At 57.7% G+C, this 23,309-nt stretch carries 26 protein-coding genes; 19 read left to right on the plus strand and 7 right to left on the minus strand.

Features of this window, described 5'->3' with window-relative positions:
- Positions 1–8 precede the first annotated feature (8 nt).
- From kdsA to ispD, 4 genes are read left to right on the plus strand one after another with little or no spacing between them, the layout of a single operon-like run.
- Positions 9–854, plus strand: coding sequence for a 3-deoxy-8-phosphooctulonate synthase (kdsA, locus tag BLU07_RS03070; protein ID WP_092384043.1), 846 nt, complete (start codon positions 9–11; stop codon positions 852–854).
- Positions 855–906: 52 nt separating this feature from the next.
- Complete coding sequence (eno, locus tag BLU07_RS03075) at positions 907–2,196, plus strand: phosphopyruvate hydratase (RefSeq protein WP_092384045.1); 1,290 nt, start codon at positions 907–909, stop codon at positions 2,194–2,196.
- A gap of 12 nt (positions 2,197–2,208) precedes the next feature.
- Positions 2,209–2,481, plus strand: a complete 273-nt coding sequence (locus BLU07_RS03080) for a septum formation initiator family protein (RefSeq protein WP_092384047.1) — start codon at positions 2,209–2,211, stop codon at positions 2,479–2,481.
- The gene (gene ispD, locus BLU07_RS03085; protein WP_092384049.1) at positions 2,478–3,167 is read left to right on the plus strand and encodes a 2-C-methyl-D-erythritol 4-phosphate cytidylyltransferase; all 690 of its coding nucleotides are present in this window, start codon (positions 2,478–2,480) and stop codon (positions 3,165–3,167) included. The genes BLU07_RS03080 and ispD overlap by 4 nt, the downstream gene beginning before the upstream one ends.
- 27 nt (positions 3,168–3,194) lie before the next feature.
- On the opposite strand, the gene BLU07_RS03090 is transcribed toward ispD, so the two are convergent.
- Genes BLU07_RS03090 through ygfZ form a run of 5 tightly spaced genes read right to left on the minus strand, consistent with a single transcriptional unit; the run spans position 3,195 to position 6,851 of the window.
- Positions 3,195–4,160 carry a Nudix family hydrolase gene (locus BLU07_RS03090; protein ID WP_092384051.1) on the minus strand — a complete coding sequence of 322 codons (966 nt, stop codon included), beginning with the start codon at positions 4,158–4,160 and terminating at the stop codon, positions 3,195–3,197.
- Positions 4,157–4,348, minus strand: coding sequence for a DNA gyrase inhibitor YacG (yacG, locus tag BLU07_RS03095; RefSeq protein ID WP_092384053.1), 192 nt, complete (start codon positions 4,346–4,348; stop codon positions 4,157–4,159). The genes BLU07_RS03090 and yacG overlap by 4 nt, the downstream gene beginning before the upstream one ends.
- The gene (coaE, locus tag BLU07_RS03100; RefSeq protein WP_092384055.1) at positions 4,345–4,977 is read right to left on the minus strand and encodes a dephospho-CoA kinase; all 633 of its coding nucleotides are present in this window, start codon (positions 4,975–4,977) and stop codon (positions 4,345–4,347) included. The genes yacG and coaE overlap by 4 nt, the downstream gene beginning before the upstream one ends.
- A 6-nt stretch (positions 4,978–4,983) precedes the next feature.
- The gene (locus BLU07_RS03105) at positions 4,984–5,817 is read right to left on the minus strand and encodes an HDOD domain-containing protein (RefSeq protein ID WP_092384057.1); all 834 of its coding nucleotides are present in this window, start codon (positions 5,815–5,817) and stop codon (positions 4,984–4,986) included.
- Between the two features lie 23 nt (positions 5,818–5,840).
- Positions 5,841–6,851 carry a CAF17-like 4Fe-4S cluster assembly/insertion protein YgfZ gene (gene ygfZ / locus BLU07_RS03110; protein ID WP_092384059.1) on the minus strand — a complete coding sequence of 337 codons (1,011 nt, stop codon included), beginning with the start codon at positions 6,849–6,851 and terminating at the stop codon, positions 5,841–5,843.
- 125 nt (positions 6,852–6,976) lie between these two features.
- On the opposite strand from ygfZ, the gene BLU07_RS03115 reads away from it, so the two are divergent.
- Both BLU07_RS03115 and BLU07_RS03120 read left to right on the plus strand, forming a co-directional pair.
- On the plus strand, positions 6,977–7,234 hold the full coding sequence (locus BLU07_RS03115; RefSeq protein WP_092384061.1) for an FAD assembly factor SdhE: 258 nt from the start codon (positions 6,977–6,979) through the stop codon (positions 7,232–7,234).
- Complete coding sequence (locus BLU07_RS03120) at positions 7,218–7,670, plus strand: hypothetical protein (RefSeq protein ID WP_092384063.1); 453 nt, start codon at positions 7,218–7,220, stop codon at positions 7,668–7,670. The genes BLU07_RS03115 and BLU07_RS03120 overlap by 17 nt, the downstream gene beginning before the upstream one ends.
- On the opposite strand, the gene nadB is transcribed toward BLU07_RS03120, so the two are convergent.
- A complete protein-coding gene (gene nadB, locus BLU07_RS03125) occupies positions 7,639–9,252 on the minus strand; it encodes an L-aspartate oxidase (protein ID WP_092384065.1) in 1,614 nt (537 codons plus the stop codon). The genes BLU07_RS03120 and nadB overlap by 32 nt on opposite strands.
- A gap of 400 nt (positions 9,253–9,652) precedes the next feature.
- Here nadB and rpoE point away from each other — a divergent pair, with 400 nt between their 5' ends.
- The 13 genes from rpoE (at position 9,653) to acpS (ending at position 20,479) form a co-directional block, all read left to right on the plus strand.
- On the plus strand, positions 9,653–10,228 hold the full coding sequence (gene rpoE, locus BLU07_RS03130; RefSeq protein WP_092384067.1) for an RNA polymerase sigma factor RpoE: 576 nt from the start codon (positions 9,653–9,655) through the stop codon (positions 10,226–10,228).
- 54 nt (positions 10,229–10,282) lie between these two features.
- Complete coding sequence (locus tag BLU07_RS03135) at positions 10,283–10,894, plus strand: sigma-E factor negative regulatory protein (protein WP_092384069.1); 612 nt, start codon at positions 10,283–10,285, stop codon at positions 10,892–10,894.
- Positions 10,894–11,832, plus strand: a complete 939-nt coding sequence (locus BLU07_RS03140) for a MucB/RseB C-terminal domain-containing protein (RefSeq protein ID WP_092384071.1) — start codon at positions 10,894–10,896, stop codon at positions 11,830–11,832. The genes BLU07_RS03135 and BLU07_RS03140 overlap by 1 nt, the downstream gene beginning before the upstream one ends.
- Positions 11,829–12,305, plus strand: a complete 477-nt coding sequence (locus BLU07_RS03145; protein WP_092384073.1) for a SoxR reducing system RseC family protein — start codon at positions 11,829–11,831, stop codon at positions 12,303–12,305. Before BLU07_RS03140 ends, BLU07_RS03145 begins: the two co-directional genes overlap by 4 nt.
- Before the next feature lie 16 nt (positions 12,306–12,321).
- A complete protein-coding gene (locus tag BLU07_RS03150) occupies positions 12,322–13,743 on the plus strand; it encodes a DegQ family serine endoprotease (RefSeq protein WP_092389545.1) in 1,422 nt (473 codons plus the stop codon).
- 191 nt (positions 13,744–13,934) lie between these two features.
- Complete coding sequence (lepA, locus tag BLU07_RS03155) at positions 13,935–15,734, plus strand: translation elongation factor 4 (RefSeq protein WP_092384075.1); 1,800 nt, start codon at positions 13,935–13,937, stop codon at positions 15,732–15,734.
- Between the two features lie 17 nt (positions 15,735–15,751).
- A complete protein-coding gene (gene lepB, locus BLU07_RS03160; protein WP_092384077.1) occupies positions 15,752–16,630 on the plus strand; it encodes a signal peptidase I in 879 nt (292 codons plus the stop codon).
- 73 nt (positions 16,631–16,703) lie between these two features.
- The gene (locus tag BLU07_RS03165; RefSeq protein ID WP_157719067.1) at positions 16,704–17,081 is read left to right on the plus strand and encodes a DUF4845 domain-containing protein; all 378 of its coding nucleotides are present in this window, start codon (positions 16,704–16,706) and stop codon (positions 17,079–17,081) included.
- Entirely contained in the window at positions 17,078–17,767 is a 690-nt protein-coding gene (rnc, locus tag BLU07_RS03170; RefSeq protein WP_092384082.1) for a ribonuclease III, read from the plus strand. The genes BLU07_RS03165 and rnc overlap by 4 nt, the downstream gene beginning before the upstream one ends.
- Positions 17,760–18,662, plus strand: a complete 903-nt coding sequence (gene era, locus BLU07_RS03175) for a GTPase Era (RefSeq protein ID WP_092384084.1) — start codon at positions 17,760–17,762, stop codon at positions 18,660–18,662. The genes rnc and era overlap by 8 nt, the downstream gene beginning before the upstream one ends.
- A gap of 2 nt (positions 18,663–18,664) precedes the next feature.
- Positions 18,665–19,375, plus strand: a complete 711-nt coding sequence (gene recO, locus BLU07_RS03180) for a DNA repair protein RecO (protein ID WP_092384086.1) — start codon at positions 18,665–18,667, stop codon at positions 19,373–19,375.
- Positions 19,368–20,102, plus strand: a complete 735-nt coding sequence (gene pdxJ, locus BLU07_RS03185; RefSeq protein ID WP_092384088.1) for a pyridoxine 5'-phosphate synthase — start codon at positions 19,368–19,370, stop codon at positions 20,100–20,102. Before recO ends, pdxJ begins: the two co-directional genes overlap by 8 nt.
- Positions 20,099–20,479, plus strand: a complete 381-nt coding sequence (acpS, locus tag BLU07_RS03190) for a holo-ACP synthase (RefSeq protein WP_092384090.1) — start codon at positions 20,099–20,101, stop codon at positions 20,477–20,479. Before pdxJ ends, acpS begins: the two co-directional genes overlap by 4 nt.
- On the opposite strand, the gene BLU07_RS03195 is transcribed toward acpS, so the two are convergent.
- The gene (locus BLU07_RS03195; RefSeq protein WP_092384092.1) at positions 20,468–23,251 is read right to left on the minus strand and encodes a response regulator; all 2,784 of its coding nucleotides are present in this window, start codon (positions 23,249–23,251) and stop codon (positions 20,468–20,470) included. The genes acpS and BLU07_RS03195 overlap by 12 nt on opposite strands.
- Positions 23,252–23,309 lie beyond the last annotated feature (58 nt).

A 23,309-nucleotide genomic window follows, 5' to 3' on the forward strand; every position in this document is an offset into this window, starting at 1 on the left:
GTCAACGCATGCAACAGAAGACCGTCCAAGTCGGCAATATTGAAATCGCCAACGATCGGCCAATGGTGCTGTTCGGTGGCATGAATGTGCTGGAATCGCGAGATATGGCTTTGCGCATTTGCGAGACCTATGTCGACGTTACCGCCAGGCTGGGCATGCCCTATGTATTCAAGGCGAGCTTCGACAAGGCCAATCGCTCGTCGATCAGTTCCTATCGTGGCCCCGGGCTGGATGAAGGGTTGAAGATCTTTGAAGAGATCAAGCAGACCTTCGGTGTGCCGGTAATTACCGATGTCCACGAACCGCATCAAGCTGCCCCGGTAGCCGAGGTCTGTGACATTATTCAGCTGCCGGCGTTTCTGTCGCGGCAGACCGACCTGGTGGTGGCAATGGCCAAAACCGGTGCGGTGATCAATATCAAGAAAGCCCAGTTCCTGGCCCCGCAGGAAATGCAGCATATCCTGCGCAAGTGTGAAGACGCCGGCAATGACCGCTTGATCCTGTGTGAGCGTGGAACCAGTTTTGGCTACAACAACCTGGTGGTGGATATGCTCGGCTTCGGCATCATGAAGCAGATGGGCCATCCGGTGTTCTTCGATGTGACCCATGCCCTGCAAATGCCCGGCGGGCGTGCCGATTCCGCCGGTGGACGTCGCGCCCAGGTGACGGATCTGGCCAAGGCCGGCATCAGCCAGAACCTGGCCGGCCTGTTCCTCGAAGCGCACCCCGACCCGGACAACGCCAAGTGTGATGGTCCTTGTGCCCTGCGGCTGGACAAGCTGGAACCCTTCCTGACCCAGCTGAAAACGCTGGACGATCTGGTCAAGGGTTTCCCTACGCTGGAAACCGCCTGACACCCCTATCCTGAATTCGACTGACCGTTATTGAATGGAGCAAGCAGCAACCATGGCAAAGATTATTGATATCAAGGGCCGCGAAGTTCTCGACTCGCGCGGCAACCCCACTGTTGAAGCTGACGTGATTGTCGAAGGCAATATTCTTGGCAGCGCCTGCGCTCCCTCCGGTGCCTCTACAGGCTCGCGTGAAGCCCTTGAGCTGCGTGATGGTGACAAGAGCCGCTATATGGGCAAGGGCGTGCTCAAGGCAGTCGCCAATATCAATGGCCCGATCCGTGAGTTGCTGGTGGGTCGCGATGCGACTGATCAGCGTGGCCTGGACCAGGCGATGATCGAGCTGGACGCCACCGAAAACAAGGCCAAGCTGGGCGCCAACGCTATTCTTGCCGTCTCTCTGGCCGCCGCCAAGGCTGCCGCCCAGGCCAAAGGCGTGCCGCTGTATGCACACATCGCCGAGCTGAACGGCACCCCGGGTGTGTACTCCATGCCGGTCCCCATGATGAACATCATCAACGGTGGCGAGCATGCTGACAATAACGTCGACATTCAGGAGTTCATGGTGCAGCCGGTTGGCGCCAAGACCTTTGCCGACGCCCTGCGCATGGGGGCGGAAATCTTCCATCACCTGAAAGCCGTGCTCAAGGCCCGTGGCCTGAGCACCGCCGTCGGTGATGAGGGTGGTTTTGCTCCCAACCTGGCGTCCAATGAAGATGCTCTGGCTGCCATTGCCGAAGCCGTTGCCAATGCCGGCTATACCCTGGGTGATGACGTGACCCTGGCACTCGATTGCGCTTCCAGCGAGTTCTACAAGGATGGCAAATACGATCTGGCTGGTGAAGGTCAGGTATTCGATGCTGCCGGTTTTGCCGACTACCTGGCGGGCCTGAGTGAGCGCTATCCGATCATCTCGATTGAAGATGGTATGGATGAGTCCGACTGGGCCGGCTGGAAAGTACTGACCGACAAGATCGGCGACAAGGTGCAGCTGGTGGGTGACGATCTGTTTGTAACCAACACCAAAATCCTCAAGCGCGGCATCGACGAGAAGATCGGCAACTCGATCCTGATCAAATTCAACCAGATCGGTTCCCTGACCGAAACCCTGGAAGCCATCCAGATGGCCAAGGCCGCCGGCTTCACCGCCGTTATCTCGCACCGCTCCGGCGAAACCGAAGACAGCACCATTGCTGATCTTGCCGTCGGCACCGCTGCCGGTCAGATCAAGACCGGCTCCCTGTGCCGCTCGGATCGCGTGTCCAAGTACAACCAGCTGCTGCGTATTGAAGAGCAACTGGCGGGCAAGGCGCCGTACAAGGGTCGTGCTGAATTCCGTGGCTAATCAGGCCTCCACATGAAATGGCTCTGGATCATTACTCTCGCCCTCCTGCTTGGCCTGCAATATCGCCTGTGGGTCGGCGAGGGCAGTCTGGGGCATGTTGCTCAACTGAAGCAGCAGATTCAGGAGCAGGAGCGCGAAAACCGCCGGCTGGCAGAGCGAAATCGTACGCTCACCGCCGAGGTGATCGAGCTCAAACAGGGGCTTGAAACCATCGAGGAGCGAGCTCGACAGGAGTTGGGGCTGATCAAGGATGGCGAAGTGCTGATTCAACTGAGTGGCGAATGACGGTGCCGACACCATTCTGGGTCGTTATTCCGGCAGCGGGTATCGGTCAGCGCATGCAGGCGGACAGGCCCAAGCAATATCTGCCACTGAAGGGCAGGGCGTTGATCGAGCACACGCTGGACTGTTTCCTCGGCCATCCCGATTTATGTGGGCTGATGGTTTGTCTGGCTGACCAGGATGCCTGGTGGGAACAGCTTCCTTGTGCCGCTGATGGCCGCATCCAGCGCTGCAGGGGGGGCCGTGAACGGGCAGATTCAGTGCTTAATGGCTTGCAGGCCTTGCAACAGCAAGGTGCCCGGGCTAACGATTGGGTATTGGTGCATGACGCCGCCAGACCCAATTTGCTCCGTTCTGATCTCGACAAGCTGCTGCAGCACCTGGCCGCTGATCCGGTTGGTGGTCTGTTGGCAGTACCTGTGCGTGATACCCTCAAGCAGGTTGGTACCGATGGCCGAGTGCAGAGTACCCCTGATCGCAGCCGCTTCTGGCAAGCTTACACACCGCAGATGTTCCGTCTGGGGGACCTGCAGCAGGCCTTGAGTTCTGCGCTGGCGGCTGGTGTCAGTATCACTGACGAAGCATCAGCCATCGAGTGGGCAGGTAAGCGGCCGCGCTTGGTCGAAGGGCGTGCCGACAACATCAAGGTAACCCGTCCTGAGGACCTGGAATGGCTGGCTCGGCACTGAGCCGGTGATAGCCCATGGGGCTATCTTTCAATTGGCCGATGGCCAGAGTCCGCGAATTGCAGCTATTCCCTGGGCGCCGTGCTGGAAAGCCAGGGAGCAGTCAGCAGGTTTCAGACCGCCCAGCAAGTAGACAGGCATATTGACGCCCTTGAGCAGCTCGGCCGCAGCGGTCCATCCAATGGGCGTGGCTTGTGCATGTGAGGCGGTTGGCAGTAGCGGTGAAAGGGTTGCAAAGTCCAGTCCCAGTTGTTCCGCCATGCCAAGTTCCTCGGCATTATGGCAGGATGCGGCAATTGGCCCTTCACAGCGTGCAAGCAGGGCAGTACCTGATTCGGGGTTTGCGGCCATGTGTGTCAGCTGGCGGGCGGTCAGATGCCATCCACACCCGGGCAATGACAATGGCTGCGGGCCCTTGAGCATGAAAGTAACCTGATCGCCAAAACGGGCGACCAGCTGCTCGCTGGCTTGCCGGTATGTCTGCTCTGACCATTGGGTCTGACGAATCTGGATCAGGCGCTGCCCGCTATCAATTGCCCGTTCGATAGCAGGGACAAGATCGACAATACTGTGCAGATCCGGGGTGATCAGGTAACACTCGGGTAAACGGGCGGCGTTGACGATAGGCACATTGGCCGCAGGCAGTGGATATTGCGCCAATTCCTGTTGGTTGACCCAGCGCACGGGTTGTCCTTCGGCACCATGGGGTTCCCCGCTGAAAGCTTCAACCAACCAGACATCCAGACGTATCTGCTTGTCCGGGTAGTCGTGGCTAATGTCCAGCAACGGGCGTGCTTGTGACACCTGAATGCCCAGTTCTTCATGCAGCTCACGGCACAGACCGGCATAGGGTGATTCACCCTGCTCCAGCTTGCCGCCGGGGAATTCCCAGAGGCCACCCTGATGTGCATGTTCGGGTCTGCGGGCGAGCAGGATCTGCTGTTGATGGTTGCGGATTACCGCCGCCACGACATGGATGCGCTGAGCGCGACTCATTGTTTCGGGAAGTCCTCGGAGAAAAGCTCGTCTTCCTGGTCGTCAGTGCCGTTGATGACGTGCTCCTCCGCGGCCCAGGCGCCCAGATCGATCAGGCGGCAGCGAGGCGAACAGAAAGGCCGGTCCGGAAAGTTGGTATCCCAGCTCACTGGCGCCTTGCAGGTAGGGCATTCGACCGTCAGGGTCATGTGCTGGCTCCTTGTGCGAGGGTAAGGTAATGCCTGTGCAGTGTATCCACCTGTGCATGCAGGGCAGCAAGGTCACGGTCGTTCACGATGACGTCATGCGCATGGCGCAGGCGCTCCTCTCGTTCTGCCTGAGCCTGCATGATGGCCTTGACCTGGGCTTCCGGCACTTGGTCGCGCTGCATCGTGCGACTGATCTGAATGGCCTCCGGGGCATCAATAACCAGAATTCGTCGGACCAGATTGCGTTGCGTCGACTCCACCAACAAAGGAGATACCAGCAATGCATAGGCTGACTTGCTGGCAGCCAGATCGGCTGCAATCTCATCTCTGATCAGCGGGTGCAGGAGCTGCTCAAGCCATTTACGCTCCGCCGGGTCTGCAAAGACGAGGCGACGTAACTCTGCACGATTCAACGCACCTGAGTTGTCCAGAACATGTTGACCAAAGCGATCGACAATTCGGTGCAATGCCGGTCGACCGGGCTCTACGACAACACGGGATTTGTGATCGGCATCGACGACATGGATTCCGTGCGCTTGGGCAAAACGGTCAGCCGCTGCACTTTTGCCGCTACCAATGCCGCCAGTGAGACCAATAATGAAGGGCAATGCTGGGTGTGTTTCTGTCATTCACGTTCAGCCAAGCAGCTTCATCGCTGCTTCCATCTCGGCGGACAAATCCTCGTCCTCTTCTTCCTGGTCGGTTTCCAGACCCAGTTTGGCAAAGGCCGGAACCTCGCTCCAGTCCATGCTGGCCAGCGGGTGGTCGCTGCCTGACAGGCTTTGCAGCAGGGCAACCTGTACGATATCAGCGTAATCAATCTCGGGTGCGCTGCGATAGAAATCCAGGTGCAGGGTGGGAATGTGGCGCAGCGGCGCAGGGAAGTCCCAGGCTTCGAGAATCCGGTCGCCAATAGTGGCGTGGATGCTGTCAATGATGCTGTCCAGGGTCTGTGGGTCGGCGAGCAGCTCGTCGTGTTCTTCGGCATAGCTGAGAATCGGCAGCACGCCGATCTGGTGTACCAGGCCGGCGAGGGTTGCCTGGTCAGGTTTTAGCTTGGTGTAATGGCGACACAGCACATGGCTGATTCCGGCAACTTCGATGCTGCGATTCCAGACCGCACGCATTTTCTGGTCAATCAATTCAGACGTGGCCTGAAACATCTGTTGCATGGCCAAGCCTGTGGCCAGGTTGGCGGTGTAGGTGATACCGAGCCGGCTGACCGCCATACTCAGATCAGTGATCTCGTTGCGGGTCCGGAGCAGGGGGCTGTTGACCACCTTGATCAGGCGCGCGCTCAAGGCTGCGTCGGTACTGATTTCCTTGACCAGGTGGGGAATGCTGACATCAGGGTCTTCTGCTGCCTCACGCACACGCAGAGCCACTTCCGGCAGAGTGGGTAGAACCAGTTGGTCCTTTTTCAACAGTTCCAGCAGCTCATCTTGCACGCGTTGGGCCAGGTCAGTCATGGATGCTCCCTTGTGCCGCCGGTTCAGGCCGGGCGGGCTTCACTTTCCAGTTTGTACGGCAGATCAGCCAGGGTCAGCAGTGGCCCGTCGCAATCAGCCAGACTCAATTCCCCTGATTGTGCCGCATCTGTTTGCACTACTGCCAGTATTTCCACCATTTTCTCACTGCGTGCAGCCATAACCACCTCGCCAACGCTGCGCCCTGAACTACGATCGACAATCTCGGCTGCAGGGGGCGGGCAATGCGTTCCGGTCAGTAAAAGCCGGAACATGCGCCGTTTGAGCTTGCCCAGATACTGCATGCGGGCAACGATTTCCTGGCCGGTATAACAGCCCTTTTTGAAACTGACTCCACCCAGGGCCTGAAGGTTGAGCATTTGCGGGATGAAGTGTTCAAATGTCGGCCCGCTGACCCAGCCCACACCGGCGCGTACCTGGTACAGCAACCACTGGTTCAGGTGGGCAGGTTCGGCGTGCTCGAGCAGGCAGTTGATTTGATCTGCGGCGTGATCGCGGGGCAACCAGAGCTCGGCAGCCGCTGCCGCCAGTCGAATGACCAACCCGCCAGACTGGCGGCTGATCTCATTGTCGGCCTCTGGCCAGGCAAGGTTCAGCGCTGCCAGTGCTGGCGTGATCTGGTCACCCCAAAGAGCCAGGCGTAACCAGTCAGCACTGACATCATTGATCTCGGCCTTGAAAAAAGCGGCATACTTGTTCAGGTCGGCCAGTTGCGCCGGAACCAGCGCCTTGTCCAGGCTGAGCAGATAGCCATCGGCGCTATCGTGGAGCAGGCGGAAGCTGGATTGCATGCGGCCTTTGGGGTTGCAGCGAGCACCAAGGGTGCTCAATCGGGCGGGCAGTTGTTTGACGTCGCAGGTCAATTGGCCTTGCATGAAGCGTTCGCTGTCCGGGCCTTTTACCTGTAACACGGCTTCACGGGCAAGCAGGCTGACAGCGGTGGCCGGCAGGGCAAGCTCATCAGTGCAGGTCAGGCGGCTGTGCAGGGCGGGGCTGTTTTCAATCTCGTCGCTCATGGTGAAGCTGGCTCGTTATGGGTGGTTACAGGATGTACGGTGACCGACTCCGCAGAGGCATTGGTTACGGTTATACTAGTATTTGAGTGCAAATACTGCGGTTTCAACCCTGGGCGGAGAATTAGATGTCGGCTGATGATATTGAACTGAAGCGATTGTTTTGGCACAGCCGGCGCGGCATGCTTGAGCTGGATGTCTTGCTGGTGCCTTTCCTGCAAGAAGCTTATTCAGCCCTGGCTAAAGAGGATCAGGCCCGTTACCGTCAACTGTTGGAGTGTGAGGATCAGGACATGTTTGGCTGGTTCATGCAAAGGTCCGAGCCGGAAGATCCAGATCTCAAACGCATTGTCAGGATAATACTCGATCGTGTCCAACCCGACTGAACCACTGCTGTTACAACGCCAGCCCTCGCGCTGGTTGGGTGCCTTGCTGTTGCTGGCCACCTTGCTGGGGTGCCTGGCGCTGTATCGCAGCAATCTGCCGCTGGCGACTGCCATGCTCGGCATGCTCGTCTTGCTGGGCATTTGTCGCTGGCTGTGGCCGCGACAGGTCAGTCTGCGACATGCCCACTCGGTCACGGGCCTGCGTTTTGACAGCCAGGGCTGGCACGTTTTGCGTCGCGATGGCAGTGAAACCAGCGCCAACTTGCTGGGCGATACCTTTGTCAGTGCACTGCTGACCGTGGTGCGCCTGCGTGAACCGGGCCGCTGGTGGTCGCTGAGTGTGGTTCTGCCTGCTGACGCCGCTTCGGAAGATGCACTGCGTCGACTGCGTCTTCGCTTGCGTTTCAGTCGTCAGCGTTGGGTGGCCGCAGAATAGTATCTTCGGCCAAAGGCAGCAGATCAGGATGATCCAGCGTGTAGTGCAGGCCCCGGCTTTCCCGGCGCTGCATGGCCGAGCAGATGATCAGGTCCGCCACCAGGGCCAGGTTGCGCAGTTCAAGCAAGTCGCGGGTCACCCGGTAGTTGCTGTAGAACTCGTGAATCTCTCCCAATAACAGATCAACCCGGTGCTTGGCCCGCTGCAGCCGTTTATTGGTGCGCACGATGCCTACGTAGTCCCACATGAAGCGCCGCAGCTCATCCCAGTTGTGCGAAATGATGACGTCTTCGTCCGAGTCGGTGACCTGGCTTTCGTCCCATTGGGGTAATTGCTCGGGCATCGTCACTGAGCCGACCTTGTCGCTAATGTCGCGGCTGGCGCTGCGGCCGTAAACAATGCACTCGAGCAAAGAATTGCTGGCCATGCGATTGGCACCGTGCAAACCGGTGAAACTGGTTTCCCCGATCGCATACAGGCCGGCTACATCGGTATGTCCGGCACTATCGACCACAACACCGCCACAGGTATAGTGCGCTGCCGGGACAACCGGAATGGGTTCACGGGTAATGTCGATACCAAAGCTCAGACAGCGCTCGTACACGGTCGGAAAATGCTGACGAATGAACTCGGCCGGTTTGTGGCTGATATCGAGGTATACGCAGTCCAGGCCCAGGCGTTTCATTTCATGGTCAATGGCGCGGGCGACAATATCGCGCGGTGCCAGCTCGGCGCGAGAGTCAAAGCGTGGCATGAAGCGCTGGCCATTGGGTAATTTGAGCAATGCGCCTTCACCACGCAGCGCTTCGGTAACCAGAAAGCTTTTTGCTTTGGGGTGATAGAGACAGGTGGGGTGGAACTGGTTGAATTCCATATTGGCCACCCGGCAACCGGCGCGCCAGGCCATGGCAATTCCGTCGCCAGAGGCGCTGTCCGGATTGCTGGTGTACAGATACACTTTGCTGGCGCCACCGGTAGCCAGCACGGTAAAGCGTGCGGCAAAGGTTTCCACATGCCCGCTCTGGCGGTTCAGGATATAGGCACCCAGGCAGCGCTGGCCGTTGAGGCCAAGCTTGCTGCTGGTAATCAGGTCAACGGCCACCCGGTCTTCCAGCAGGTCGATGCCCGGATGGGCGACTGCTTTGGCGAACAGCGTGTTGAAGATGGCAGCGCCGGTGGCATCGGCGGCGTGAATGATACGTCGGTGGCTGTGTCCGCCTTCGCGCGTCAGGTGAAAATCTTCACTTTCGCTGCCATCGGCAAGACGATCACGGGTGAAAGGCACCCCCTGATCAATCAACCAGCCTATGGCTGCCTTGCTGTCACCGACAATCTGGCGCACGGCTTTTTCATGGCACAAGCCGCCACCGGCGTCCAGGGTGTCCTGGACGTGCGCATCCACGGTGTCGTTGTCGTCCAGCACCGCAGCGACGCCGCCTTGAGCCCAGTATGTCGAGCCTTCTGACAGTTTGCCCTTGCTCAGAACCGCCACTCGCAAACTGTCGGCCAGCTCCAGCGCCAGGGTCAAACCGGCGGCTCCGCTGCCAATTACCAGAACATCATACTCATGGCGCATTGTCATAATGGAGTTGGCTGCCCGTTCCGTATTCGCTTGTTGTCGTCAGATTGCGCGAGTATATCTGACCACTGGGCGCGCGTACTATCTTTCAGTGGTCGCCAAAGATGACGGAAAGGGTTGCCTTGCTGCCTGAAAAGTTTGTCGTCGGGGTATGCTGAGGCTGCTTTATCGGCGTGTGAGTTGTTATCATTTGCTGCCGGAGTCGGCTTTGCGGATATTTTTGCGCAGGCTGACGCCGATCCGGAGTCATTGAATCGAATGCTGGTCCGTGGAACTTTCAGAGCGTTACGCGCTCCCATAAAGGAACCAGCGCAAGGGGAGAACTTTTGTCTAGATTGTGGGTCTATCACAGCAGGATGTTGGTGCGATTACAGTCGGCCCACGTTGTTGAGGTTTTGCCGCGATGAATGCCCAGGACGACCAGCAGCTGGTCGAGCGGGTCCAGCGTGGTGACAAGCGCGCCTTTGACCTCCTTGTACTGAAATATCAGCACAAGATCCTGGCACTGGTGACGCGCTTTGTGCATGACAGCCATGAGGCACAGGATGTGGCTCAGGAAGCATTTATCAAGGCGTATCGTGCGCTACCCAATTTTCGTGGCGATAGCGCTTTTTACACCTGGCTGTACCGGATTGCGATCAATACAGCCAAGAATTATCTGGTCGCCCGCGGGCGGCGGCCGCCAGATTCGGATATTGCCGCGGATGAAGCGGAATATCATGAGGGTGACAGTGCGTTGAAGGACTTGCACTCCCCGGAACGTGAGCTGTTGCGTGATGAAATTGAGCAGGTGGTCAATCGTACCCTGCAACAACTGCCGGATGATTTGCGTACCGCGTTGACCTTGCGTGAATTCGAAGGTTTGAGTTATGAAGACATTGCCAGTGTCATGGGTTGCCCGGTGGGCACCGTCAGGTCACGTATCTTCAGGGCACGTGAGGCAATAGACAAGGCGTTGCAACCCTTGATGGAAACATGAGCAGGTTGCAAGCACCAGCAGCAGAGGCCCCAAGGGCATAGCAGAGGTATAGCGATGAAGAGCGAAACCATGCAGGAATCATTGTCCGCCGTAATGGATGGTGAAGCTGATGAACTGGAGTTGCGCCGTTTTCTTCAGGCCACCGAGCAGGATTCCGCATTGCGTGAACGCTGGCGACGGTATCAACTGGCGCGTGCGGCCCTGCATGCAGAGGCTTGCCAGCCTCGAGTGGATCTGTCGGCTGGTATCGCTGCCGCGCTCGCCGATGAACCTGTTGTGAGTCGCCCGTCTTCTGCCCGTCGCTGGATGGCGTCAGGTCTGGGACGAGCTGCTGTAGCGGCTTCTGTGACTCTGGCGGTGCTGGTCGGGGTGCGCATGACAACCCTCGATTCTTCCGTCGACACCACAACGCCGCTGGCGGATGTTGGTGATGCTGCGCAAGAATGGTCACCGGCTCCGGTTTCCGGTGTGGGCGGCAGCGCCATGTTGACCGGTTTCCCTCGCCCCACGCAGGGCCAGATGGATCAGCCTCAGGTACAATCCCCGACTGCCTGGCATGAGCAGCGTATTGGTAGTTATCTGCGGCAACACGCCGAGCACGGCGCTGGTTTCAATATGCCCCACGTGTTGCCCTACGCCCGGGCTGCCAGCCTGGAAGGTCGCTGATGCCGTCATTTGTGCGCCGTTGTAGTGGTGGTCTGCTGGTTTTGTTGCTGGTGGCGCCACTGGCGCTGGCTGAAGAAGCGCGCGACTGGCTGCAGCGGATGACCTCTGCCAGCCAGCAGCATGGCTATCAGGGTTCCTTTGTCTATGAGCGCGCGGGACATTTCACGACTCATCATATCTGGCGTCAGGTAACTGATCAGGGCGTCGTCGAGCGCATGGTGCGCACCGATGGCCCAGCGCATGAATGGCTGCGGCAGAACGGCATGCTGGTATGCGCCAGCTCACTGGAGGTGGCGAGTAGTATCGGTACTGGCAGCCGGGTGAACGAACAGACTGCGCTACTGCACAATTGGTATGTGTTGCAGGTTCTGGGGCAGACTCGGGTGGCAGCTCGTCCGGCGGTGGTTGTTTCGTTGCAGCCCCGTGATGCTTTCCGCTATGCCTATGAACTGTATCTGGATAGTGAAACCGGTTTATTGCTCAAATCCCTGTTGATCAATGAGCGCGACACCTTGATGGAGCGATTCCAGTTCACTACGCTGGATTACTCGCCACTCGATCCGTCTGCCCTGGAGCCTGGCAGCACCTGTCTGCCACTTCTGGAAACCCGGGCTCACGCCCCCGAGCAGCCTGTGGCTGTGTCGGCAGGCTGGCTGCCACCCGGGTTCACTCTGGCTTATGAACATGCCAGCCCGGGTGATGACAATGGCTTGTTGACTCAGGTCTACACGGATGGGCTTGCTCGTTTCAGCATCTTTATCGAGCCTCTGTTGCAACAGGATCAGGCTGATGATCTCAGAGCCCAGCTTGGCCCAACTGTTGCCGTCAGCCGTACCGTGCAAACTCCTCAGAATGATTATCTGGCTACCGTAGTGGGTGAGTTGCCGGCGGCAGCGGCGGAACGAATAGCCAATGCTCTGGAAGGTGGGATGCCGTGATTGAGGAACGGGGTAGGGTGCTGAGTGTCGAGGCGGATGCGGTCTGGGTCGAGACGATGCGCCAGAGTACCTGTGGTAGCTGCCAGGCCCGCGCGGGTTGTGGGTCGGCCCTGTTGCAGAAGGTCGGCATTGGCAATCGCTTGGGGTTTATTCGGGTGAGCACCGACCGATCCTTGCAAGTGGGCGATCAGGTCACTATCGGTGTGCCGGAACAGGCCGTGGTCATGAGCTCGTTGTTGATGTATCTGCTGCCGCTGGTGTTGATGTTTGCTGCCGGGTTGCTGTTGCAAGAGGCCGGGTTGGGTGAGCCGCTGGTTATCCTGGGTGCCTTCTCGGGTCTGATTGCCGGTTTCGCTGTTGCGCGGGCCTGGGCCGGGCGGCGGGGAAGCAAGGCGTTGTTGCAGCCGCTGGTGCTGACTGGGCCGCTGCCTGATGGCCCGCAAACTGTCGAATTGAATTCTTGTCGTGATTGAAAAGGAGTGGGGGATGATGTCTGTGCAACGCTGGTTGACTGTGACTGTCACGCTGTTACTGCTGAGTTGGCAGAGTGCCGTGCTGGCGCGGGCCAATTTGCCGGATTTTACCGATCTGGTTGAAGATGCCTCCCCGGCGGTGGTTAATATCAGTACCCGTCAGACGGCGCCGCAGGCTGTCAACGGACTTCCCGGCATGCCGGACATGGAGGGGTTGCCGCCGATCTTTCGTGAGTTCTTTGAGCGTGGCATTCCGCAGGAGCGTGCTCCGCGCCAGCGTCAGGCACCGCAGTCACTGGGTTCGGGCTTTATTATCTCGAAAGATGGTTACGTGTTGACCAATAATCACGTAGTGGCTGATGCTGATGAAATCTTTGTGCGACTGGATGATCGGCGAGAGTTGACCGCTGAGTTGGTGGGTGCTGACCCACGCTCGGATCTGGCACTGTTGAAAATCGAGACTGATGATGATCTCCCGGTGGTGCGAATTGGCAAGTCAGCCGATCTCAAGCCCGGTGAGTGGGTGTTGGCGATTGGTTCTCCGTTCGGCTTTGACTATTCGGTAACTGCCGGTGTTGTCAGCGCCAAGGGACGCAGTCTGCCGAACGAAAATTATGTGCCCTTCATCCAGACCGATGTCGCGATCAATCCTGGCAATTCCGGTGGCCCGTTGTTCAATCTGGATGGTGAAGTGGTTGGTATCAATTCTCAGATCTTTACCCGTTCCGGGGGGTTCATGGGTCTATCCTTCGCCATTCCGATAGATGTTGCCATGGATGTCGTCGCGCAGATCAAGGATCAGGGGAGTGTGCAGCGTGGCTGGCTTGGCGTGGTGATTCAGGAGGTCAACAAGGATCTGGCCGAATCCTTCGGTCTGCCACGCCCGGCGGGCGCACTGATTGCGCAGATCATGCCGGACGGCCCTGCAGACACGGGCGGGCTGCAAGTGGGTGACGTGATTCTCAGCTTCAATGGTGAAGACATCGACATGTCATCGGATCTACCGCATGCCGTCGGGCGTCTTCGCCCGGGGACTGAAGCCAGTTTGGTGGTCATGCGCGAAAAACGCCGACGCACCATCACACTTGAAGTGGGCGCACTGCCGGAAGACGGTGCGGCTGCGGCACCAGCCAGCGCACCGCAAAGCCAGGAAGCTGAAGATAATCGCCTGGGTATCAGTGTTGCCGAGCTGACAGACGAGCAAAAACGTAACCTGGATGTGCGTGCCGGGGTGGTCGTGCGTCAGGTCCGTCCGGGCGCCGGTGCCATGGTGGGGCTGCGCAACGGTGATATCATCACCAACCTGAACAACAAGCTGATTGACTCGATCGAAACCTTCGAAACGGTGACCCGGGAGCTGCCGAGCAATCGCTCTGTCTCCATGCGGGTGATTCGCCAGGGCCGGGCCAGTTACATCACCTTCCGTCTGGCTGACTGAGAACGTCCCCACCAGCAAAAGTACCGGGCTTTTGCTGGTGGGTGCCATGGCACCCATTCGTCAGATCAGGTACACTCGCGGGCTGTTTTCGGGGCAATTCCCCGTGTTCTTGCCTGCTGGCTGTGCCAGTCGCGCCTCCGTGGCTTGCGGCGGTCTGCCCATCCGGCGACTCATCTCTGGAAAAGACTGCTGTGAGTGACCTGAGCCTTATTCGTAATTTCTCCATTATCGCCCACATTGACCACGGTAAATCGACCCTGGCAGATCGTTTTATTCAGGTCTGTGGTGGCCTGACTGAGCGGGAGATGGCTGAGCAGGTCCTGGATTCCATGGATCTGGAACGCGAGCGTGGCATTACCATCAAGGCGCACAGCGTTACCCTGTACTATCCGGCCAAAGATGGCAAAACCTACCAGCTCAACTTTATCGATACGCCCGGTCACGTTGATTTTCATTATGAAGTCAGCCGCTCGCTGTCGGCTTGCGAGGGCGCTCTGCTGGTGGTGGATGCCGCGCAGGGAGTAGAAGCGCAATCGGTTGCCAACTGCTACACCGCTATTGAGCAAGGCCTCGAAGTCATGCCGGTGCTGAACAAGATTGACCTGCCGCAGGCCGATCCGGAACGGGTAAAGGGCGAAATTGAAAGTGTTATCGGGATTGACGCCACCGACGCTGTCGAGTGCAGTGCCAAGAGTGGGCTCGGTGTTGAAGATGTGCTGGAGCGGCTGGTTGCAGTTATTCCTCCGCCGACTGGCGATATTGAAGCGCCGTTGCAGGCGTTGATCATCGATTCCTGGTTTGACAACTATCTCGGTGTCGTGTCGCTGGTTCGCATCCGTCAGGGTCGCATCAAGAAAGGTGACAAGGTGTTGGTCAAGTCAACCGGCAAACAACACCAGGTGGACAGCGTCGGCGTTTTCAACCCCAAGCACACTTCCACGGTTGACCTGAAAGCTGGTGAAGTCGGCTTTATTATCGCCGGTATCAAGGATATTCATGGTGCACCGGTGGGCGACACTCTGACGCTGGCTGCGACGCCCGATGTCGATCCCTTGCCGGGTTTTCAGCGGGTCAAGCCGCAAGTCTATGCCGGTCTTTTCCCGGTCAGTTCGGATGACTTTGAAGACTTTCGTGAAGCCCTGCAAAAGTTGACGCTGAATGACGCGGCGTTGCAGTTCGAGCCGGAAAGTTCGGATGCGCTGGGCTTTGGCTTCCGTATTGGTTTCCTGGGCATGTTGCACATGGAAATCATTCAGGAGCGGCTCGAGCGTGAATACGATCTGGATCTGATCACTACGGCGCCAACAGTGGTGTTTGAGGTGGTAAAGAAAGATGGCGAAGTCATTTATGTGGATAACCCTTCGTACCTGCCTGACCCCTCCATGATCGAAGAGATGCGCGAGCCCATCGTGCAGGCCAATATTCTGGTGCCACAGGATCATCTTGGCAGCGTGATTACCCTGTGTGTGGAAAAACGTGGCGTGCAGCGCGACATGGTTTTTCTGGGCAGTCAGGTTCAGGTTATCTATGACCTGCCGATGAATGAAGTAGTGCTGGATTTTTTTGATCGGCTGAAATCAGTCAGTCGGGGTTATGCCTCGCTGGATTACAGTTTTGATCGCTTCCAGATGGCCAAGCTGGTGCGGCTGGACGTACTCATCAACAGCGAGAAAGTGGACGCTCTGGCGCTGATTGTGCATCGAGACAATGCAGCCGGCAAAGGCCGGCAACTGGTCGAGAAAATGAAAGAGCTGATTCCGCGGCAAATGTTTGATGTCGCTATTCAGGCTGCCATTGGAGGTCAGGTTGTCGCGCGCTCCACGGTCAAGGCGCTGCGCAAGAACGTAACGGCAAAATGTTACGGCGGTGATGCCAGTCGGAAGAAAAAACTGCTGGAAAAACAGAAAGCGGGCAAGAAGCGCATGAAGCAGGTGGGGAGTGTCGAGATTCCCCAGGAAGCCTTCCTCGCCGTACTCAAGGTTGATAACTAGGAAGGCAAAGTCCGGTCATGCACATTGATTTTCCCCTGATTCTGGTACTGGCAGTCGCCATCACTGGCGCTTTGGCGTTGCTCGATCGTCTCTGGTTGGCGCGCCGCCGCGCCAAAGCGGTTGAGCGTTATGAACAATCCGTGGATACAGTAGATCCGCGAACTCGCGAGCGCCTGGTCAAAGAGCCGCTGGCCATCGAATATGCTAAATCATTCTTTCCGGTGCTGGCCATTGTTCTGGTTTTGCGCTCCTTTCTGGTGGAGCCCTTTCAGATTCCCTCCGGATCAATGAAACCTACACTGGAAGTGGGCGATTTTATCCTGGTCAATAAGTTCGCCTATGGCATTCGCCTGCCGGTATTGAATACCAAGATCATTTCTGTCGATGACCCCCAGCGCGGTGAAGTGATGGTGTTCCGATATCCCAATAATCCGCGAATCAACTATATTAAGCGGGTAATCGGCATGCCAGGGGATCATGTGGTCTATGCTGACAAACAGTTCTATATCAACGGTGAGCGTATCGAACAGTCAATGATCGAGCGCCGGTCGGATGACGAGATCCCACTGGGGCATCCGTTGCGCGCTGCGGCTCAGGTTGAGATACGTGAGGAATATCTGGGCGACCAGGATCACCGGATTCGCCTCAAGCAGTTGTCACCGGCTGCGGACAAGCAGGAATGGAGGGTGCCTGAAGGGCACTATTTCATGGTTGGGGATAACCGCGACAACTCCAACGATAGCCGTTACTGGAGCTCTCCGGATATTCCTGAACCCTTGTGGGGTATGGTGCCTGACAACTATATTGTCGGTAAGGCTTTTGTCGTGTGGATGCACTGGCCGTCGCCCAAACTGAGTAATTTGCCCAGTTTCTCGACGGTATCGAGAATTAACTGAGCTATGGATACCACCCTGGCCTGGTTTGGGGCAGGGTTTTCAGAATACCAACAACGGACGTAACGAGGTTATCATGCGCCAATCTCAGAAAGGCATGTCGTTTTTTGGCTGGCTAGCCATCATTTCCCTGATCATCTTTGCTCTGGTCATCGTGATGAAACTGGCTCCGATCTACATGGACCACTTTTCACTGCGCAATATCATAACCTCGGTCAATGATGATCCAACACTGGAGATCAACTCATTGCGGGATATGCACCGGCATGTAGAGCGCGGTATGCAGATCAACAGCATTCGCGATATTGATGCCAGTGAAGCAATTGAGATCACCACCAGTGGTACCAACACCTACACGGTGGTGCTCAAATACGAAGTACGTTCGCCACTGCTTCAGACCGTGGACCTGCTGGTCCATTTCGATGAAACCCATATTGTCAGACCTATAAAGTGAGTAACAGGCTAGACCGACTTGAACGCAAGATAGGCTATACCTTCAGTGATCAGTCGCTGTTGACGCTGGCCCTGACCCACCGGAGCCTGGGTGGACGCAATAATGAGCGACTCGAGTTCCTGGGGGATTCGGTACTCAATTTTGTTGCCGCCGAGGCCTTGTTCGAGCGCTTTCCCGAAGCCCGCGAGGGCCAGTTGTCGCGCTTGCGTGCTCGTCTGGTCAAAGGGGTGACACTGGCTGAACTCGCCAAGGGCTTTGAGCTGGGTGACTTTCTCCGGCTGGGGTCGGGTGAGCTGAAAAGTGGTGGCTTTCGGCGTGAATCGATTCTGGCCGACACCACTGAAGCGATCATTGGTGCCATTTATCTGGATAGTGGCATGGATGCGGCGAGGGAGCGGGTTCTGTATTGGTTGACCGGGCATATCGATAGCCTGACGCTGGTTGACAATAACAAGGACGCCAAGACCCGTTTGCAGGAGTACCTTCAGTCGCGGCACTGCGAATTGCCGCGCTATGAAGTAATCGAAAGCAGTGGCGAGGCTCACTGCCGCAGCTTCAAGGTGGACTGTCGAATCAGTCTGCTTGATGAACCTACCTTTGGCGCGGGCAATAGCCGGCGTATGGCTGAACAACAAGCGGCCCAGCAGGCACTGATTGCCCTGGGTGCGGAGAAAGTTGATGACTGAAGCGGTATCACGTTGTGGCTATGTCGCCATTGTTGGCCGGCCCAATGTGGGCAAGTCGACATTGCTCAACCATATTCTTGGCCAGAAACTGGCGATTACCTCGCGCAAGCCGCAAACCACGCGGCACACGTTGCTCGGGATCAAGACCGAAGGCGTCGTTCAGGCAATCTACGTTGATACTCCCGGTCTGCACAAGGATAACGAGAAAGCCCTCAACCGCTTCATGAACAAGAGTGCCAGTCAGGCGCTGCGCGATGTCGATGTGGTGCTTTTTGTGGTTGACCGGCTGCGCTGGACCGATGAAGACGACATGGTGCTCGAGCGTGTGCGCCATGTGCAGTGTCCGGTACTGCTGGTGGTCAACAAGGTTGATCGACTGGATGACAAAAAGCAGTTACTGCCGCACCTGGAATGGCTGACTACCCAGCTGCCGGATGCTGAGGTGGTGCCGGTGTCTGCGCTGCAGGGTCGTAATATTGAGCACCTGGAAAGCCTGATTGCCGAGCGTTTGCCGCAGAGCGAGCATTTTTATCCGGACGATCAACTGACTGATCGCAGTTCACGTTTTCTTGCCGCTGAGCTGATTCGTGAAAAAGTCATGCGCCAGTTAGGTGCCGAGATCCCCTATCAGGTCACCGTGGAAATCGAGCAGTTCAAGCAGGAAGGCAAGATTCTGCATATTCATGCGTTGATTCTGGTTGAACGCGAGGGTCAGAAGAAAATCATCATTGGTGATGGTGGTGACCGGATGAAGAAAATCGGCCAGGAAGCGCGTCTGGACATGCAAAAGCTGTTCGGCAGCAAGATCATGCTCAATATGTGGGTCAAGGTGAAGCGAGGCTGGTCGGACGACGAGCGTGCCTTGAGCTCTCTGGGTTACACCTTCGATCGCTGATTATGGCTCAGGCCAATGCATTGATTCCGGCCTATGTTCTTCACAGCCGCCCTTACCGCGACAGCAGCGCGCTGGTTGATCTGCTGACCCTGCAGCAGGGCCGCCAACGGGTGGTCTGGCGTGGTGCGCGCGGTGGTCGCAAGGGAAGCCTGACACCGCAACCCTTTCAGCCGCTGTTGCTCAGCTTGACGGGGCGTGGTGAATTGAAAACCCTGCAGCAGGCGGAGCGAGCCGGCTCGCTACCTGGCCTGCAGGGCAATGCCCTGTTCAGCGGGCTGTACCTGAATGAGCTGCTTGCACGTCTGCTATTGACGGATGAACCCCAACCCTTGATCTTTGCGGGTTACCAGAGCGCGATTCAAGGTTTGGCGGAGCAGCAGTCACTGGAACCGCTGTTGCGCCGCTTTGAGTGGCTGTTACTCAATGAGCTGGGCTATGGCTTCAGTCTGCAGCAGGATGCCAATGGGCAACCGCTGCAGGCTGAATATCATTATCAATGGCAGGCCGAGCATGGTTTGCTGCCAGTGCAAGGCGGCCAACCGGGTATTCCGGGTGCCACGCTGCTGGCCATGGCCGCTGACGATTGGTCTGCGGCCGACACTCTGCGCTGGGGCAAACGTCTGATGCGGCAGGCTCTGGCCGTCCATCTGGGTGATAAACCTTTGCACAGCCGTCAACTATTTACTGCCACCAAGGAAATCGACCATGACTGACAGAGTCTTGCTGGGGGTCAATATTGACCATATTGCTACCGTGCGTCAGGCCCGGGGCACCCGTTACCCCGATCCGGTCCAGGCGGCTATCGAGGCGGAGCAGGCTGGTGCCGACGGGATCACCGTGCATCTGCGTGAGGATCGCCGGCACATCCAGGAACGGGATGTGCGACTGCTTGCCGAGGTATTGCAGACCCGGATGAATCTGGAGTTGGCAGTGACGGATGCGATGCTGGCCTTTGCCGCCGAGATTCGGCCGGCGCATGTTTGCCTGGTGCCGGAAAAGCGCGAGGAGCTGACTACCGAAGGTGGGCTGGATATCATTGGTAACCAGGCCCGGGTGCAGGCAGCCGTGGAGCAGTTGACGGAGCTGGGCAGCGAAGTGTCGCTGTTTATCGATCCGGACCTGGCGCAGATCGACATGGCGCGGCGCCTGGGGGCCCCTGTGATTGAGCTGCATACCGGGCATTATGCCGACACCAGCGGGACTGAGCAGGCCGCCGCGCTCAAGAGTATTCGTCATGCAGCAGCCCATGCGCGCAAGTTGGGTCTGGTGGTGAACGCCGGTCATGGGCTGCATTATCACAATGTCGAACCGATTGCGGCCATTGATGGCATGCATGAACTGAATATCGGTCACGCGATAATTGCCCGTGCACTTTTTTCCGGCCTGGCGAGCGCGGTACGAGACATGCGTAGCCTGATTCAGGCGGCTCAGCAGCGATGATCCGGGGAATTGGGACTGATCTGGTTCGGGTTGAGCGAATTGAAGCCGTGTTGGCGCGCCAGGGTGAGCGCTTTGCCCGGCGTATTCTGACCCCGGACGAGTTTACCCGCTTTGCCTCGCATGGCCAGCCGGGGCGCTTTCTGGCCAAGCGTTTTGCTGCCAAGGAAGCCATTCTCAAGGCACTGGGGACGGGTCTCGCCGCAGGCATGTCCTGGCAACAGCTGCAGATTGATCGTGATGCTGCCGGTGCACCTCTGGTACGACTCAATGGTACAGCGGCTGCCCACCTGGCAGCAGGGGGCGGTGGACGCATGTTGTTGTCACTCAGCGACGAACGCGAGCAGGCCCTGGCTTTTGCTGTCTGGTCACAGGAATGAGGTTTCCGTGGCCGCTTGTTGCAGGCGTCGGATAGCCGCCAGCAATTCGCGTACAGCCAGATTGGCTGGCTCATCATTCTTCAGCAGGGTTTCCGTCTGCAGGCAGTGCTGGCGTAAATCCGGAACACCACAATAACGGCTGGCTCCATGCAGTCGGTGAATGCGTTCGAGCAAATGCTCGGGGTCATTATTGGTCAGGGCATGGCTGATTTCAGAATATTCCTGATCCAGTGAAGCCAGCAGCATGGCCAGCATGTCACGGGCCAGTTCCGGTTTGCCAGCCGCCAGGCGCAGCCCTTCACGGGGATCAAGAACTGAACTTTCATTGCGCGCGCCGGATGCTGCTGCGGTGTGGGTTATGAGGATATCCGCAGCACTGTCCGAGAACTGTTGGCCGGTCCATTTCTGGATGCATTGCAGCAATTGCTCGGGATTGGTCGGTTTGCTCAGATAATCGTTCATTCCGCACTTGAGCAGCTGCCGCCGTTCGTGGGCCAGGGCATGCGCGGTGAGGGCAATGACCGGTACGGGTTCCAGCCCTGCCTGCTCTTCGCGAAGACGCAGTTCAGCAGTGGTTTGTGGGCCATCCATGCCGGGCATTTGTACATCCATGAAGATGATGTCCACTGGCTGTTCCTTGCTTATTTGCAGCGCTTCTTCACCTCCCCCTGCCGCCAATACGCGCGCGCCCAGTTCATCCAGAAAAGTGGTTACCAGCTTGAGGTTGGCTGGATTGTCATCCACGCAAAGCACCCGGATGCCAGCCAGTGGCATATTGCGTTCGGTTCGTCTGACGCCCGGCTGCGGGCCGTTAAGTAGCTGATTGCAGGCCTGATGCAGCTTGCGCAGACAGATAGGCTTGGCCAGCACTTGCAAACGATCGGCCGGCCAGTTCTCCAGGTCATCAAAGTGTTCCTGGGTATGGGTCATCAACAGGCAGCGGCAACGGTCATCCTGAATCCAGCGCTGAATCTGGCCATTCACCTCGGCGCTGGAGGCATTGTGTTGCTGGCTGGAAACCAGTGTCAGCAAGGGTGTTCCCGGCGGTTGTTGCAGCAGTCGCTGCTGCAGGGCCGACAAATCGTCGAGAACCAACACCGTGCAGCCAAGGTCTTCCAGGTTGTGCAGCAAGGCCTGGCGAGTCAGCTCATGCGGTTCCACCAGGGCGACTTCGGTGCCGGTCCATGGCGCAATGGGCAGGTCATCCGTTGCCTGGTCGGCAATGTTCAAGCGCACCGTCAGCCAGAATTCCGAGCCCTGGCCAGGCTCGCTGTTGAGGCCGATCTCCCCATGCATCTGCTCTACCAGACGTTTGGCAATCACCAGGCCCAACCCGGTGCCGCTGACTTGCCGTGAAGCCGAGTTGTCAGCCTGACTGAATGCCTGGAACAGCGATTTCTGCTGGCTCTGGCTGAGACCAATGCCGGTATCGGTAATGCTGATGCGCAGTACCACCTGGCTGCCATCCTGCTGTTCCAGCATGGTACGCACGCACACCGAGCCCTTGCCGGTAAACTTGATGGCATTGCTGAGCAGGTTGGCAAGAATCTGCTTGAGCCTTAACGGATCGCCGGACAGGCCCAGGGGGGTGTCACGGTAGATAATGCTGACCAGTTCGAGGTCCTTTTGATGGGCGCCGGGGGCCAGCATGGTGAGGGTGTCCTGAATCAGGTCACGCAAATTGAAGGCAAGATTGTCGAGTACCAGCTTGCCGGCTTCGATCTTGGAGAAATCCAGTATCTCGTTGATGATTGACAGCAGATTGTCGGCGGACTTCTCGATGGTGCCGAGGTAGTCCTTTTGCCGGGGATTAAGCTGAGTGCGCTGCAACAGATTGGTAAAACCGAGAATGCCATTCAGCGGGGTGCGTAACTCATGACTCATATTGGCCAGGAACTCGGATTTGACCCGACTCGCTTCCTGCGCTGTCTTGCGTGCCAGATCGAGTTCAATATTCTGGATCTCGATGGTTTCCAGTGTCTGGCGCAGATCCTCCGTAGCCTGATCAATGTTCTGTTGAAGCTCGCCCTGAGCGCTGTAGAGCGCCTTGGCCATGGTATTGATGCCTTGTGCAAGATCATCCATTTCGCGGCTACCCTGAGTGGGCAAGCGGACGTCCAGTTGACCTTCGCTCAGCTTGCGGACCGCATGGTTCACTGCGCTCAAGGGAGCGGTAATGCGTCGGGTCAGGGTGTAGGCCAACAGGCTGGCCAGGCTTAAACCGAACAGGCATAGCAGCAGGGTCGTCAGTAATGTCTGATAACCAAGCAAGCGGGTGTTGCCGTGGCTGAGCTCCAGCTCAAGCCAGCCGAGCAGCTCATCCACCTCGAACACCTGGCTCTGATTGTTCAGTAGCTCCGGGCTGGCCAGCAAGGGCAGCAGAAAACGGCTGCTGTACTGCCCGCTGTGAATCTGCAGCCCGGTGCCCTGACCCAGATGGCTGAGAGTCACCGGCTCATCGGTGGGCTGCATGAGTGGACCGGCATGCTGCAAGCTTTGCATGTCACGGTCATGCAGGCTGACAGCACGCACATCAGTGCGGTTCAGTACACCATCCAGATAGGGCTGAACGGATTCTGGTTCGCCGACCAGCAAGGCCCGTGTAGCAGGGCGCTGCAAATACTCAATGCCAAGCAGGCCGCGCTCCATCAGTTGCTCGTCCAGCTGCTTCAGGTATTGCCAGCTGAAATAGCTGCCGAGACTGAGGACCAGCAGGCCGGCAGGAATCAGAGTGATCAGCAGTATGCGGGCTTTCAAACCGGTATTGTTCATCCGTGTATCCTGAGGGTTACGCCCTGAGCATTAATTATCGGTATCATAGGCGTACTGA

Origin of the sequence: Halopseudomonas salegens (assembly GCF_900105655.1) — a bacterium.
GTDB lineage: Bacteria > Pseudomonadota > Gammaproteobacteria > Pseudomonadales > Pseudomonadaceae > Halopseudomonas > Halopseudomonas salegens.

Excerpts from the sequence above, each read along its gene's own strand:
- ygfZ (WP_092384059.1), bottom strand. The coding sequence starts at position 6,851 with ATGAGCGACGAGATTGAAAACAGCCCCGCCCTGCACAGCCGCCTGACC.
- BLU07_RS03105 (WP_092384057.1), bottom strand. The coding sequence starts at position 5,817 with ATGACTGACCTGGCCCAACGCGTGCAAGATGAGCTGCTGGAACTGTTG.
- BLU07_RS03165 (WP_157719067.1), top strand. The coding sequence starts at position 16,704 with ATGCGCCAATCTCAGAAAGGCATGTCGTTTTTTGGCTGGCTAGCCATC.
- BLU07_RS03140 (WP_092384071.1), top strand. The coding sequence starts at position 10,894 with ATGCCGTCATTTGTGCGCCGTTGTAGTGGTGGTCTGCTGGTTTTGTTG.
- rpoE (WP_092384067.1), top strand. The coding sequence starts at position 9,653 with ATGAATGCCCAGGACGACCAGCAGCTGGTCGAGCGGGTCCAGCGTGGT.
- acpS (WP_092384090.1), top strand. The coding sequence starts at position 20,099 with ATGATCCGGGGAATTGGGACTGATCTGGTTCGGGTTGAGCGAATTGAA.
- era (WP_092384084.1), top strand. The coding sequence starts at position 17,760 with ATGACTGAAGCGGTATCACGTTGTGGCTATGTCGCCATTGTTGGCCGG.
- BLU07_RS03135 (WP_092384069.1), top strand. The coding sequence starts at position 10,283 with ATGAAGAGCGAAACCATGCAGGAATCATTGTCCGCCGTAATGGATGGT.
- BLU07_RS03090 (WP_092384051.1), bottom strand. The coding sequence starts at position 4,160 with ATGAGTCGCGCTCAGCGCATCCATGTCGTGGCGGCGGTAATCCGCAAC.
- ispD (WP_092384049.1), top strand. The coding sequence starts at position 2,478 with ATGACGGTGCCGACACCATTCTGGGTCGTTATTCCGGCAGCGGGTATC.
- BLU07_RS03080 (WP_092384047.1), top strand. The coding sequence starts at position 2,209 with ATGAAATGGCTCTGGATCATTACTCTCGCCCTCCTGCTTGGCCTGCAA.
- BLU07_RS03115 (WP_092384061.1), top strand. The coding sequence starts at position 6,977 with ATGTCGGCTGATGATATTGAACTGAAGCGATTGTTTTGGCACAGCCGG.
- pdxJ (WP_092384088.1), top strand. The coding sequence starts at position 19,368 with ATGACTGACAGAGTCTTGCTGGGGGTCAATATTGACCATATTGCTACC.
- BLU07_RS03150 (WP_092389545.1), top strand. The coding sequence starts at position 12,322 with ATGTCTGTGCAACGCTGGTTGACTGTGACTGTCACGCTGTTACTGCTG.
- coaE (WP_092384055.1), bottom strand. The coding sequence starts at position 4,977 with ATGACAGAAACACACCCAGCATTGCCCTTCATTATTGGTCTCACTGGC.
- recO (WP_092384086.1), top strand. The coding sequence starts at position 18,665 with ATGGCTCAGGCCAATGCATTGATTCCGGCCTATGTTCTTCACAGCCGC.
- BLU07_RS03195 (WP_092384092.1), bottom strand. The coding sequence starts at position 23,251 with ATGAACAATACCGGTTTGAAAGCCCGCATACTGCTGATCACTCTGATT.
- yacG (WP_092384053.1), bottom strand. The coding sequence starts at position 4,348 with ATGACCCTGACGGTCGAATGCCCTACCTGCAAGGCGCCAGTGAGCTGG.
- nadB (WP_092384065.1), bottom strand. The coding sequence starts at position 9,252 with ATGACAATGCGCCATGAGTATGATGTTCTGGTAATTGGCAGCGGAGCC.
- eno (WP_092384045.1), top strand. The coding sequence starts at position 907 with ATGGCAAAGATTATTGATATCAAGGGCCGCGAAGTTCTCGACTCGCGC.
- lepB (WP_092384077.1), top strand. The coding sequence starts at position 15,752 with ATGCACATTGATTTTCCCCTGATTCTGGTACTGGCAGTCGCCATCACT.
- kdsA (WP_092384043.1), top strand. The coding sequence starts at position 9 with ATGCAACAGAAGACCGTCCAAGTCGGCAATATTGAAATCGCCAACGAT.